This is a genomic window from Mycobacterium sp. 852002-50816_SCH5313054-b (assembly GCF_001667185.1).
In the GTDB taxonomy this organism is placed as follows: Bacteria; Actinomycetota; Actinomycetes; order Mycobacteriales; family Mycobacteriaceae; genus Mycobacterium.
In genome coordinates this window covers 36,693-49,805 of record NZ_LZIC01000020.1, presented here as the reverse complement: position 1 = coordinate 49,805, position 13,113 = coordinate 36,693, and the positions used below count along the sequence as shown (strand labels likewise).

Annotated in this window: 11 protein-coding genes and 2 tRNA genes; 2 read left to right on the top strand and 11 right to left on the bottom strand. The window is 67.2% G+C overall.

Annotation, left to right across the window (positions count from 1 at the left end; all coding sequences use genetic code 11):
• Positions 1–1,067: 1,067 nt before the first annotated feature.
• The 8 genes from mobA to A5787_RS03065 all read right to left on the bottom strand — a co-directional run bounded on the left by mobA (position 1,068) and on the right by A5787_RS03065 (position 9,684).
• On the bottom strand, positions 1,068–1,661 hold the full coding sequence (gene mobA / locus A5787_RS03100; protein ID WP_066961424.1) for a molybdenum cofactor guanylyltransferase: 594 nt from the start codon (positions 1,659–1,661) through the stop codon (positions 1,068–1,070).
• A gap of 13 nt (positions 1,662–1,674) precedes the next feature.
• Positions 1,675–2,754, bottom strand: a complete 1,080-nt coding sequence (locus A5787_RS03095) for a 2-oxoacid:ferredoxin oxidoreductase subunit beta (RefSeq protein ID WP_066961418.1) — start codon at positions 2,752–2,754, stop codon at positions 1,675–1,677.
• Positions 2,751–4,715, bottom strand: a complete 1,965-nt coding sequence (locus A5787_RS03090) for a 2-oxoacid:acceptor oxidoreductase subunit alpha (RefSeq protein WP_156763731.1) — start codon at positions 4,713–4,715, stop codon at positions 2,751–2,753. Before A5787_RS03090 ends, A5787_RS03095 begins: the two co-directional genes overlap by 4 nt.
• 413 nt (positions 4,716–5,128) lie before the next feature.
• Positions 5,129–6,412: an ATP-dependent Clp protease ATP-binding subunit ClpX gene (clpX, locus tag A5787_RS03085; RefSeq protein WP_066961415.1), complete on the bottom strand. Its 1,284-nt coding sequence runs from the start codon at positions 6,410–6,412 to the stop codon at positions 5,129–5,131.
• A 405-nt stretch (positions 6,413–6,817) separates the two neighbouring features.
• Positions 6,818–7,453 (bottom strand): ATP-dependent CLP protease proteolytic subunit ClpP2, encoded by a 636-nt coding sequence (gene clpP2, locus A5787_RS03080; RefSeq protein WP_066961413.1) that lies wholly within the window; start codon positions 7,451–7,453, stop codon positions 6,818–6,820.
• A complete protein-coding gene (gene clpP1, locus A5787_RS03075) occupies positions 7,450–8,040 on the bottom strand; it encodes an ATP-dependent CLP protease proteolytic subunit ClpP1 (RefSeq protein ID WP_066961410.1) in 591 nt (196 codons plus the stop codon). Before clpP1 ends, clpP2 begins: the two co-directional genes overlap by 4 nt.
• 126 nt (positions 8,041–8,166) lie before the next feature.
• Complete coding sequence (tig, locus tag A5787_RS03070) at positions 8,167–9,570, bottom strand: trigger factor (protein ID WP_066961409.1); 1,404 nt, start codon at positions 9,568–9,570, stop codon at positions 8,167–8,169.
• Positions 9,571–9,607: 37 nt separating this feature from the next.
• Positions 9,608–9,684 (bottom strand) — tRNA-Pro (locus A5787_RS03065).
• A 144-nt stretch (positions 9,685–9,828) separates the two neighbouring features.
• Here A5787_RS03065 and A5787_RS03060 point away from each other — a divergent pair.
• Together A5787_RS03060 and A5787_RS03055 are read left to right on the top strand one after the other, a co-directional pair.
• A tRNA-Gly gene (locus A5787_RS03060) sits at positions 9,829–9,899 on the top strand.
• A 29-nt stretch (positions 9,900–9,928) separates the two neighbouring features.
• Positions 9,929–11,122 (top strand): serine hydrolase domain-containing protein, encoded by a 1,194-nt coding sequence (locus A5787_RS03055; RefSeq protein ID WP_156763730.1) that lies wholly within the window; start codon positions 9,929–9,931, stop codon positions 11,120–11,122.
• Here the strand turns inward: A5787_RS03055 and A5787_RS03050 are convergent, their stop codons facing one another.
• The 3 genes from A5787_RS03050 to A5787_RS03040 form a co-directional block, all read right to left on the bottom strand.
• Positions 11,123–11,923: an Fpg/Nei family DNA glycosylase gene (locus tag A5787_RS03050; RefSeq protein WP_066961405.1), complete on the bottom strand. Its 801-nt coding sequence runs from the start codon at positions 11,921–11,923 to the stop codon at positions 11,123–11,125.
• A 2-nt stretch (positions 11,924–11,925) separates the two neighbouring features.
• A complete protein-coding gene (locus A5787_RS03045) occupies positions 11,926–12,405 on the bottom strand; it encodes a ribose-5-phosphate isomerase (RefSeq protein WP_066961402.1) in 480 nt (159 codons plus the stop codon).
• A gap of 82 nt (positions 12,406–12,487) precedes the next feature.
• Entirely contained in the window at positions 12,488–13,099 is a 612-nt protein-coding gene (locus A5787_RS03040) for an Rv2466c family mycothiol-dependent reductase (RefSeq protein WP_066961400.1), read from the bottom strand.
• Positions 13,100–13,113 lie beyond the last annotated feature (14 nt).

Sequence of the window (13,113 nt, the reverse complement as noted above, 5' to 3'; positions counted from 1 at the left end):
CGTCCGGGGCCGGCGGCGGGGGCGGGTCGGGGGCGAGCCCGGCGGGGGGAACGTTCGGGTCAAAGCCCATCGGTTCCGCGGTGGCGGTGGCGGAAGGCAACGTCACCAGGGTGCCGCTGATCGCGGCGAGGATGAGCGTCTTGCGGACGTTCTTCAAATTTCTTCCTTTCGCGGTGCGCGCGCCAAAGCAGACCCACCGGAGTGGGTCGAAGGTCGTTGATTGGTGCTCGAAGGTGCTCTGGGACGTGCCGTCTCGTTCAGGCACGCCAGCGGCGGGCGCTCGATCTGCCCGGCGAGGTACAAACCCCGGGCCGCGACGCGGCTCTGCCGCCCGCAGCCCCGCTCACACGCGGGTCCGTGATTCGATTGTCGATTACTTTTCCGTTAACCCGTTTTCGGGCTAACACGGACCGTACGAAACCCGGCGGCGTTCGTCATCTTCAGAAAACGGATATCTCGGTTCGGTAACGAGCCGATCACGCCGCGATCGCTTAATCATCTCTGCAGGTCAACCGCGCCTTTTCCGGCGGTGCCCAGCCACCGGCTGAACAACCAAATCGTGAGCCGAATCACGGCGATTTTGTGAGCTGGCACACGCGCCTTCGAGACCGGGGCGCGGCTGCGCGGCCCCGTGGCCCACTCCCCGGCGCCGGGGGCGAACCGGCGCACAATACAACAAGATACGCACGCTTGCCGAGCGACGCGCCCGACGTGAACGAGATTCGATCCCGTTAAAAGCGAACAAGGCAGTGCCGCAAGGCATTTCGTTCAACTCAGACGGGATACTCGCCACTCCAATGACTTTCGCATCAGACTGGCGATTTGCCCGCGGCCGGATGGCATTCCGTGGCGGGAAATCGCCGGGGTTTCCCGGCACGCAACCGAATGTCGCGCTGCGCCAAGGCCATCCGAGACCCGCAACCCCAAGCGACCCCGGCCTCGCTATCGGCGGACAATCCCAAACGGATGCGCAAATGGACGGCGCCAATTATTCAATATATAAAGAATGGTTGAAATCAATTAATTAATCGGCCGCGGGGACCAATTAAAAATGCGCGCGTTCGCCCTCAGGCGCCGGGCCGCACCACCGCGCGAAGTTCGGCGTCCGTGTTGACGTTGGTCAGCGGGCGCGAATCCGGCAGCACAATCTGCTGGGCGTCGGAGGCGTCGATCAGGGCGCTCATCTTGCGCTCGCCGGCTGCGACCAGCGCCTCGATCCGATCGGCCAGATCGGTGCGGTACACCGCCGTCAGGTAGTGGCTGCGACCGTCCCACGGCAACACCACCTCGGCATCGGTCTCGGTGGCGAGGCGGACCAGATCGTCGATCACATCGGCGTTCAGCAGCGGCATGTCGACGGCGCAGACGAACGCGTACCGCGCGCCCGCCTCCGCGGCGGCGCGCAGTCCCCGTCCGGTTGCCGGCAGCGGTCCCAGCCCGCGCACGTCGTCGCGGATGACGCGGGCCTGCAGCGCCGGCAACGGCTGTCCCGGGGCGGCCATCACGAGAACCGGTTCGCAGCGCTGCGCGACGATGCCGACCACATACTCAGCCATCGTGGCGGCTCCCCCGGGGCCCGGCAAGGTCGCCTTGTCGCGGCCCATGCGCCGCGACTCTCCCCCAGCGACTATTACCCCGGCCAGTGACACTGCGTCGGGCATCTGCTCGGCCACGTCAGTCGACGGTCCAGGTGTCGCGCCCGGTCAGCAGCGACTGCAGGGCGGCGGAATCGAACGGCTTCGATGCCTGCGCGGCGCGGACCTGGGAGCGAGCCGCGTCGTCGTAGGTGGCCCGGCTGATGTTGCGGAAGATGCCCAGCACGGTGTGGTCGAGGTTCTGATCCGACAGCCGCGACAGCGCGAACGCGTAGGCCGAGTCGTCGGCGTGCGCGTCGTGGACGACGATCTCGTCGACGCTCACGTCGGCGGTCTTGGCCACCTCGAGGCTGAAGCCGGACTTCACCACGCAGTATTCGCCGTTGGCGCCGAACACAATTGGCTCGCCGTGGTGGACGTTGATCACCCGCTCCTCGGCGCCCTCCTTGCGCAGCGCGTCGAACGAGCCGTCATTGAAGATCGGGCAGTCCTGCAGGATTTCGACGACGGCGGCGCCCCGGTGTTCGGCCGCGGCGCGCAGTACCTCGGTCAGCCCGGTGCGGTCGGAGTCCAGCGCGCGACCGACGAAGGTCGCCTCGGCGCCCAGCGCCAGTGACACCGGGTTGAACGGCTGGTCGAGCGAACCCATCGGCGTCGACTTGGTGACCTTGCCGACCTCGGACGTCGGCGAGTACTGGCCCTTGGTCAGGCCGTAGATCCGGTTGTTGAACAGCAGGATGGTGATGTTGACGTTGCGGCGCAGCGCGTGGATCAGGTGGTTGCCGCCGATCGACAAGGCGTCACCGTCGCCGGTCACCACCCACACCGAAAGGTCCTCGCGGGCCAGAGCCAGACCGGTGGCGATCGCCGGCGCGCGGCCGTGGATCGAGTGGAACCCGTAGGTCTCGAGGTAGTACGGGAACCGGCTCGAGCAGCCGATGCCGCTGATGAAGACGATGTTCTCGCGGCGCAGCCCCAGTTCGGGCAGGAATTGGCGGATGGTGTTGAGGATGACGTAGTCACCGCAGCCCGGGCACCAGCGCACCTCCTGGTCGCTGGTGAAGTCCTTGGCCTTCTGCGGCTGGTCCGTCGTCGGAACCCCGTCGTTCTTGGTCAGCCTCGGGGTGACCCCGAGGTCTGCGCCAACCAGGTCGGTCATTCGCTAGCTCCCGCTCCAACCGTTGCTGCCGCCATTCTGGCGACCATTTTCTTGTCTTGCTCGACTTCGGCCAGTGTGCCGCCGAGCGCGGCGCGGATGAGGCGCCCGATCTCGTCGGCGAGAAACGCGACACCCTGAACCTTAGTGACGGACTGCACGTCGACCAGGTACTTGCCGCGCAGGATCAGCGCCAGCTGGCCCAGGTTCATCTCCGGGCACACCACCATCGGGTAGCGCCGCAGCACGTCGCCCAGATTCGGCGGGAACGGGCTGAGGTGGCGCAGGTGGGCGTGGGCGACCTTGATGCCCTTGCGCCGCGCGCGCCGGCAGGCTTCGCCGATGGGACCGTACGAGCTGCCCCAACCGATCAGCAGCAGTTCGGCGTCCCCGGTCGGGTCGTCGACCTCCAGGTCGGGGACGGCGATGCCGTCGATCTTGGCCTGGCGGATGCGGACCATGAGGTCGTGGTTGACCGGCTCGTAGGAGATGTTGCCGGAGCCGTTGGCGGCCTCCAGGCCACCGATGCGGTGCTCGAGCCCCGGCGTGCCCGGAACGGCGAACTGGCGGGCCAGCGTCTCCGGGTCCCGGTTGTACGGCTGGAAGGGCTCGTCGGGTTTGGCGAAGGTGTGCGTGATCGGCTGCAGCGAGCTGACGTCGGGGATGCGCCACGGCTCCGAGCCGTTGGCGATCGCGCCGTCGGACAGCACGATCACCGGGGTGTGGTACGACACCGCGATGCGCACCGCCTCGATGGCGGTCTCGAAGCAGTCCGACGGCGACCGCGGCGCCACCACCGCGACGGGCGATTCCCCGTTGCGGCCGTACAGCGCCTGCAGCAGGTCGGCCTGCTCGGTCTTGGTGGGCAGCCCCGTCGACGGACCGCCCCGCTGGACGTCGATGACCAGCAGCGGTAGCTCGGTCATCACCGCGAGGCCCAGCGCCTCTGACTTCAGCGAGATGCCGGGTCCGGACGTGCTGGTGACGCCGAGGGCGCCACCGTAGGAGGCGCCGATCGCCGCGCAGATGCCGCCGATCTCGTCCTCGGCCTGGAAGGTGATCACGTTGAAGTTCTTGTGCTTGGACAGCTCGTGCAGGATGTCCGACGCCGGCGTGATCGGGTAGCTGCCGAGGACGACCTGGATGCCGGCCAGCTGACCGGCGGTGACGATGCCGTAGGACAGCGCGGTGTTGCCGGAGATCTGGCGGTATTCGCCCGACGGCAGGGACGCCCGGGAGACCTCGTAGGTGGTGCCGAACGCCTCGGTGGTTTCGCCGTAGTTCCAGCCCGCCTTCAGCGCGAGCACGTTGGCCTCGGCGATGTCGGGCTTGCGGGCGAACTTCTCCCGGATGAATTTCTCGCTGGCTTCGATCGGCCGCCCGTACATCCACGACAAGAGGCCGAGCGCGAACATGTTCTTGGCGCGCTGGCCGTCCTTCTTCGACGCCCCGATCGCCTCGACGGCCCCGAGCGTCAGCGTCGTCATCGCGACGGACTGCACGACGTAGTCGGACAACTCGTCGGACTCCAGCGGGTTCGTTATGTAACCCACCTTCGTCAGGTTGCGCTTGGTGAACTCGTCGGAATTCGCGATGACCATGCCGCCGCGCGGCAAGTCGCCGATGTTGGCCTTCAGCGCCGCGGGATTCATGGCGACGAGGACATCGGGGCGGTCGCCGGCGGTCAGGATGTCGTAATCGGCGATCTGAATCTGGAAGGAAGACACCCCGGGCAGCGTGCCTGCGGGGGCACGGATCTCCGCGGGGTAGTTCGGCTGGGTCGCGAGGTCGTTTCCGAAAAGCGCCGCCTCCGAGGTGAACCGGTCGCCGGTCAGCTGCATGCCATCGCCGGAGTCTCCGGCGAATCGAATGACAACCTGTTCTATACGTTGACGGCCGGCCGACCCATTCCCAGAGGAGCCATTATGAGAATCAGACCCGGCTCCGCTGCCGTTCGGATCCACGTATCCGCCTTCCATTCGTTACCCGGATAGGCACTGCGCGCTGGAGCTTTAGGTTACGCGCCGTAGAGACCGCTCCTGCGCGCCGAAGCTTGTGTGTCACTAGTAGTACCAATTATGGCACTCCTTTTAGGCGAGCATGGGCGTCTCGAAAGCGTTGCATGCAGCGGCTTTGCCCCCAACGCCGAAGTCAGCGAAGGGCAGCGGTGCGGATAATGCAAAACTGTGGTATTGGTCACGTCCGCGGTGCGGACGGGGTACCGCGCTCTTGCGGGGCCGTCTCGGTCATCGCCACGAGATACAGGACGAAGCCCGCGGCGGCCAGGGAGCCGAGAAACGGTGGGGCAACAGCGCCCCGAGCACACCGCCCCCGCGCCGTCGAGCGGTTGGACGCCGACCAGCCAATAGGACTTGCGCTAGGCGGTCTTGTCGCGCCGCTCGCCGCGCGACGGCTTGCGCGGCACGATCGTCGGCAACACGTTGTCCTGCACGGTCTCCTTGGTCACCACGACCTTGGCGACGTCGTCGCGGCTCGGGATGTCGTACATCACCGGCAGCAGGACTTCCTCCATGATCGCCCGCAGGCCGCGGGCGCCCGTGCCGCGGTGGATCGCCTGATCGGCGATCGCCTCCAGCGCGTCGTCGGTGAATTCCAGTTCCACGCCGTCCATTTCGAACAGTCGCGTGTACTGCTTGACCAGAGCGTTCTTCGGCTCGGACAGGATCTTGACCAACGAATCCATGTCCAGGTTGGTGACCGACGCGACGACGGGCAGCCGGCCGATGAATTCGGGGATCAAGCCGAACTTGATGAGGTCCTCGGGCATCACGTCGGCGAAGTGGTCGGTGGTGTCGATCTCGGCCTTGGAGCGCACCTCGGCGCCGAAGCCCAGACCGCGCTTGCCGACGCGTTCGTAGATGATCTTCTCCAGCCCGGCGAACGCACCCGCGACGATGAACAGCACATTGGTGGTGTCGATCTGGATGAACTCCTGATGCGGGTGCTTGCGGCCGCCCTGCGGCGGAACCGACGCCTGGGTGCCCTCCAGGATCTTCAGCAGGGCCTGCTGCACGCCCTCCCCGGAGACGTCACGGGTGATCGACGGGTTCTCGCTCTTGCGCGCGATCTTGTCGACCTCGTCGATGTAGATGATGCCGGTCTCGGCGCGCTTGACGTCGTAGTCGGCGGCCTGGATGAGTTTGAGGAGGATGTTCTCGACGTCCTCGCCGACGTAGCCGGCCTCGGTCAGCGCCGTGGCGTCGGCGATGGCGAACGGCACGTTGAGCATCTTGGCCAGCGTCTGGGCCAGGTAGGTCTTGCCGCAGCCGGTGGGCCCGAGCATCAGGATGTTGGACTTGGTCAGCTCCACCGGCTCGGACCGCGAGTCGCGGCCGCCCTTCTCGCCGGCCTGGATGCGCTTGTAGTGGTTGTAGACCGCGACGGCCAGCGTGCGCTTGGCGGTGTCCTGCCCGATGACATATCCCTCCAGGAATTCCCGGATCTCGGCGGGCTTGGGCAGTTCGTCGAGCTTGACGTCGTCGGCGTCGGCGAGCTCCTCTTCGATGATCTCGTTACAGAGATCAATGCACTCATCGCAGATGTACACACCGGGGCCGGCAATGAGTTTCTTTACCTGCTTTTGGCTCTTCCCGCAGAACGAGCACTTAAGCAGGTCGCCGCCGTCTCCGATGCGCGCCATGGTGCTGAGGGCCTACTTCCTGTTCGCCGTCCGTCTTGCTGTCCCGCATGTGTTTCCCCGACGCTACCCGCTTGCTCGGGCCCCCCGCGACCATTACCGCCGAATCGCGTCTTTGATATTCGAGGGAGTTCCTGGGACGTTCATGCTCTTCCGTCTGAATGAAACATATAGCCAGACGGCCCCCCTCACTCGCCGAGACGCGCAATCCGTGCCTTGGCGTGTCGCGGTCGTTACCCGAGCGAGTCCGGTCCGCTGCACCAACCCTACATTTACCGAGTGGGATTGGCAGTCGGGTTTTCCGGGGGCCGGCGAATCCGTACTGATCAGCGACGGCGGCCCGGCCGCCGAGCTGGAGCACGCGGGTGGGGGCGCCTCTCTGGGCGAGTGCCCCAGTTCGGCGAGGCGTTACGCCGTCTGCGCGGAGAGCTTGCGGTACTCGAGAACGGTGTCGATGATCCCGTAGTCTTTGGCCTCTTCCGCGGTCAGGATCTTGTCCCGGTCCGTGTCCTTGCGGATCGTCGCGGCGTCCCTGCCGGTGTGGTGGGCCAGCGTGGTCTCCATCAGCGTGCGCATCCGCTCGATCTCGGCGGCCTGGATCTCCAGATCGGAGAACTGTCCCTGGATCACACCTGACAGCGAAGGCTGATGAATGAGCACGCGCGCGTTGGGCAGCGCCATCCGCTTGCCCGGCGTCCCCGCCGCCAGCAGCACCGCCGCGGCCGAGGCGGCCTGGCCCAGGCACACCGTCTGGATGTCGGCGCGCACGTACTGCATGGTGTCGTAAATCGCCATCAGCGACGTGAACCCCCCGCCGGGCGAGTTGATGTACATGGTGATGTCGCGGTCGGGGTCCAGCGACTCCAGCACCAGCAGCTGCGCCATGATGTCGTTCGCCGACGCGTCGTCCACCTGGACACCGAGGAAGATGATGCGCTCCTCGAACAGCTTGTTGTAGGGGTTCGACTCCTTGACACCGAAGCTGGAGTGCTCGATGAACGACGGCAGGATGTACCGCGCCTGGGGCTGGGTTTCGGGGTTCATTGGGCTTCTCCGTTGGTGATGTGGGCGGCGCGGGTGATGATGTGGTCGACGAACCCGTATTCCAGGGCCTCCGGGGCGGTGAACCAGCGGTCGCGGTCGGAGTCGGCCTCGATGCGCTCGATCGGCTGGCCGGTGAATTCGGCGTTCAGCCGGAACATCTCCTTCTTGATCACCGCGAACTGCTCGGCCTGGATCGCGATGTCGGCCGCGCTACCGGTCACCCCGCCCAGCGGCTGGTGCATCAGGATGCGGGCGTGCGGCAGCGCGTAGCGCTTGCCCTTGGTGCCCGCCGCCAACAGGAATTCACCCATCGAGGCGGCCATGCCCATCGCGTAGGTGGCGATGTCGCAGGGCGCCAGAACCATGGTGTCGTAGATCGCCATTCCGGCGCTGATCGATCCCCCGGGCGAGTTGATGTAGAGCGAAATGTCCTTGGTCGCGTCCTCGGCGGCGAGCAGCAGAATCTGCGCGCACAGCCGGTTGGCGATCTCGTCGCTGACCTCCGAACCCAGGAAGATGATGCGCTCGGAGAGCAAGCGCTCATAGACGGAGTCCGTGAGGTTGAGACCCTGCGAGTTCGAACGCATGTCAGTCACGACTGGGTTACCTGCTTTCTCGAGTTCTTCTATGCACCGACCCTAGCCAACCGTCCCGCTGCGTGGCGGCCGCGGCGCCCCTGAAGTGGGCGCGTTCGCTCACAGCGTCACGGCGGGTCACTCCGCTTCGTCGTCGGGGGCGTCCGCCCCCTCCGCCTCCTCGGCCACGTCGACATCCTCGGCCTCGTCGGATTCCTGCGGGCGCTTGCCGAAGAACTCACTGGTGTCGACGGTGTTGCCGTCGGTGTCGGTGACGGTCGCCGCCTCGACCGCGGCGGCGACGGCCAGCCCGCGTCGCACGTCGGCGAACATCGCCGGCAGCTGGTTGTTCTCCTGCAGATACGCGAACAGCTGCTGCGGCTCGATGCCGTACTGCCGGGAGGTCATCACCAGCCGCTCGGTCAGGTCGTCCTGGCCGACCTGGATTTCCAGCTCGTCGGCCAGCGCATCGAGCAACAGCTGCTTCTTGACGTCGGACTCGGCGGCGTTGTGCGCATCGACCTCGAACTGCTGGCGCGACTTACCCTGCTCGTGGAGCGCCTCCGCGAGCTTGGCTTCGTCGTGGTCGAAGCCATGCAGCGCGTTGTGCACGGCGCTGTCGACCTGGGCCTTGACGACGGACTCCGGCAGCGGCACGTCGACCTGCTCGAGCAGGGCGTCGATCGTGGCGTCGCGGATCTGCTCCGCCTGCTGGGCGCGCTTGACGCGGCCCACCTGCTCGCGCAGGTTGGACCGCAACTCGTCGATGGTGTCGAATTCGCTTGCCAACTGGGCGAACTCGTCGTCGGGCTCGGGAAGCTCACGCTCCTTTATCGACCTGACGGTCACGGTGACCTGCGCGTCCTTGCCCGCGTGCTCGCCGGTCGCCAGCTGCGCGGTGAATTCCTTGGCCTCGTCGACGGACAGGCCGACCAGCGCGTCGTCCAGTCCCGCGATGAGCCGGCCGGAGCCGACCTCGTGGGACAGTCCCTCCGCGGCCGCGCCCGGCACCTCCTCGCCGTCGACCGTGGCCGACAGATCGATCGAGACGAAGTCACCGTCGGCGACCGGCCGCTCGACGCCCTTAAGGGTCCCGAACCGGGCGCGCAGCGACTCCAGTTCGGCGTCGACGTCGTCGTCGCTGACCTCGATCGGGTCGACCGAGACCTGCAGCGCGCTCAGGTCCGGAAGGGCGATCTTCGGGCGGATGTCGACCTCGGCGGTGAACGCCAGCTCCTCGCCGTACTCCTTCTTGGTGACCTCGATGTCGGGCTGTCCGACCGGGTGGACTTCCGCCTCGGCGACCGCCTGGCCGTAGCGGGCGGGCAACGCCTCGTTGACGACCTGGTCGAGCATCGCCTCACGGCCGAACCGGGCCTCGAGCAGCTTGGCCGGCGCCTTGCCGGGCCGGAACCCGGGCAGCCGGACCTGCTTGGCCAGCTCCTGGTAGGCCCGCTGGAAATCGGGCTCGAGTTCGGTGAACGGCACCTCCACGTTGATGCGCACCCGAGTGGGGCTCAACTGCTCGACGCTGCTCTTCACGGGTTTGCTCCTCGGTGTTCGGTGGATCGGGCCAGTGTGGTCGGGGTGACAGGATTTGAACCTGCGGCCTTCCGCTCCCAAAGCGGATGCGCTACCAAGCTGCGCTACACCCCGCGCTGACCTCGAAATCCTACGGCCCGGGGGCATTGGCCTCGCAGGGGACCGTCAAGACCAGTGGGACCTCACGGAGGCATCACGAAACCGCTTCGATTAGATTTGAAGTTCGCCGCCAGATACAGTCTCGCTCGACTAAAGCTTGCGGGCGTAGCTCAATGGTAGAGCCCTAGTCTTCCAAACTAGCTACGCGGGTTCGATTCCCGTCGCCCGCTCGGGTAACTGCCTGTCCGACAGGGGGGCCATGAGCCACGCCGACATCTACGGCTCGTGCGCGTCGAAATTCGTCGGCGTCCGCGATGCGTTCGAGCGCAACTTCGAGCTGGGCAAAGAGGTCGGCGCAGCCGTGGCGGTGTGGGTCGAGGGAGACCTCGTCGTCAACCTCTGGGGCGGCTGGGCCAACGCCGCCGGCACCCGGCCCTGGCGACAGAACACCCTGACGACGGTGCTGTCCGGCACCAAGGCCCTCTCGGCCACCTGCGTGCACCAGCTGGCCGACCGCGGCGAGCTGGACCTGCACGCGCCGGTAGCACGCTACTGGCCCGAGTTCGGGCAGGCGGGCAAGGAAGCCATCACGCTGGCCATGGTGATGAGTCACCGCTCCGGTGTCATCGGCCCGCGCACCAGGATGCGCTGGGAAGACGTCGCCGACTGGAACTTCGTCTGCGAGCAGCTCGCCGCCGCCGAACCCTGGTGGGAGCCAGGCACCGCGCAGGGCTATCACATGACCACGTTCGGCTTCATCCTCGGCGAGGTGTTCCGCCGCGTCACCGGGCGCACCATCGGCCAGTACCTGCGCACCGAGATGGCCGAGCCGCTGGGCGCCGACGTCCACATCGGCCTGTCCGCCGCCGAGCAGCGCCGGTGCGCCGAGCGCGTGAACAAGCCGCACGCCAGGGACCTGCTGGCCGAGGCGCAGGCCCCCGGCTACCCGACCAGCGTGGCCGAACACCCCAAGGCGGGGTTGTCCATCGCGATGGGATTCGCGCCCGACGACGAACTGGGCTCGCACGACCTGCGGTTGTGGCGCGAGCTGGAGTTCCCCGGCACCAACGGCCAGGTGTCGGCGTTGGGCTTGGCGACCTTCTACAACGCGCTCGCGCAGGAGAAGCTCCTCAGTCGCGAGCACATGGAACGGGTCCGGGTCTCGCAGGGCGGTTTCGACACCGATCTGGTGCTGGGACCGCGCGTCGCCGACCACGGCTGGGGTCTGGGCTACATGCTGAACCAGCGCTGCGTCAACGGACCGAACCCGCGGATCTTCGGTCACGGTGGGCTGGGCGGCTCGTTCGGGTTCGTCGACCTGGAGCACCGGATCGGCTACGCGTACGTGGCGAACCGTTTCGACGCCACCAAGTCCAACGCGGACCCGCGCAGCCTCGCGTTGAGCAACGAGGTCTACGCCGCGCTGGGCCTCATCGAGCCCGTCCAGGCTTGATCACTTCTGGCAGGCCGGGCACCAGAACACGTTTCGGCCCTCCAACACTTCCGTGCGGACCGGCCCACCGCACACCCGGCACGCCTCCCCCGCACGCCGGTAGACGTACGTTCGCGGCCGCCCGGGGCGGTACGACGGCGGGCCGTGGTCGTGTTCGCGCAGCACCACGACGATCTTGCCGCGGCGCAAGCCGACCTTCATCAACGCCACCAGATCGGTCCACGCCGCGTCGAACTCCGCCTTCCCGATCCCCCGGCCCGGCCGGAACGGATCGATGCGGTGGCGGAACAGCAGCTCGTTGCGGTAGACGTTGCCCACGCCGGCGATGACGGTCTGGTCCATCAGCAGCGCCCCGATGGGCCTGCGCGACTTGGCGATTCGCGCCCACGCCCCCGCCGGGTCGGCGTCGCTGCGCAGCGGGTCGGGGCCGAGCCTGGCCAGCACGTCGCTGACCTGACCCTCGTCGATGACCTCGCACACGGTAGGGCCGCGCAGGTCGGTGCCGTAGCCCTCCCCGACCATCCGCATCCGCACCTGCCCGACGGGTTCGGGTAGCGGCGCGCCGTCGGGGCGCTCCCACTCGGTGAACGCGCCGTAGAGGCCGAGATGCACGTGCACGATCGGGCCGCCGTCGTAGTGATGAAACAGGTGCTTGCCCCACGCGCTGGTGCCTCGCAGCACCCGGCCGTCCACCACCGCCGCCGCGAACCGGCCCTGCGGGCTGGAGACCGCGACCGGTGCCCGACCGTATCGGCGCTGATGCAACCGGGCCAGCCGGTGCAGGGTGTGCCCTTCGGGCACCTTCAGCCCTGGGCGCCGGGCACCGGCGGCGCCTGGTGGGTGCGTTCGTACTCGGCGAGGATGTCGATGCGGCGTTGGTGGCGTTCGGCTTTCGACCACTGCGCACCGAGGAACGCGTCGACGATCGCCAGCGCCTCGGCCACGGTGTGCATGCGGCCACCGATGCCGATGAGCTGCGCGTTGTTGTGCTCGCGGGCCAGCGTCGCGGTCTCGACGCTCCACGCCAGCGCGCAGCGGGCACCCGGAACCTTGTTGGCCGCGATCTGCTCACCGTTGCCCGACCCGCCCAGCACGATGCCCAGGCTGTCCGGGTCGGCCACGGTGCGCGTCGCGGCGGCGATGCAGAACGCGGGGTAGTCGTCCTCGGCGTCGTACGTGTAGGCGCCGCAATCGATCGGCTCGTGCCCGGCCTGTTTGAGGTGGGCGATGACCTGCTGCTTGAGCTCGAATCCGGCGTGGTCAGAGCCGAGGTAGACGCGCATGGCCGCAATCCTTACACGGGCTGGTCGCCGCGGCGATCGCAAGGGCGGCGAAGTCGGGCGCGGCGGGTCGCCGCCCGACGATCTAGTCGAACTCGGGCTTCTCGGTGCGGGTCCGCTTGAGTTCGAAGAAGTGTGGGTAGGACGCGAAGGTCACCGACGCGTCCCACAGCTTGCCGGCTTCCTCGCCGCGCGGGATCTTCGACAACACCGGGCCGAAGAACGCCACCCCGTTGACGTGAATGGTCGGCGTGCCGACGTCGTCGCCGACGGCGTCCATCCCGGCGTGGTGGCTCTTGCGCAGCGCGTCGTCATAGTCCTCGCTGTGCGCCGCCTCGGCGAGCTCCGCGGGCAGGCCGGCGTCGGCCAGCGACAGCTTGATGACCTCCTCGAGGTTCTTGTTGTCCTCGTTGTGGATCCGGGTGCCCATGGCGGTGTACAGCGGGTCCAGGACCTTGGCGCCGTGCGCCTGCTCGGCGGCGATAGCCACCCGCACCGGCCCCCACGCGTGCTTCATCATCTCGCGGTAGTTGTCGGGCAGGCCTTCGCGGTTCTCGTTGAGGATCGCGAGACTCATGACGTGGAAGTGCACTTCGATGTCGCGCACCTTCTCGACCTCAAGTATCCAGCGCGACGTGATCCAGCACCACGGGCACAGCGGATCGAACCAGAAGTCGGCTCGGTTCTTCTCGGGCATAGCGCAGTCCTTTC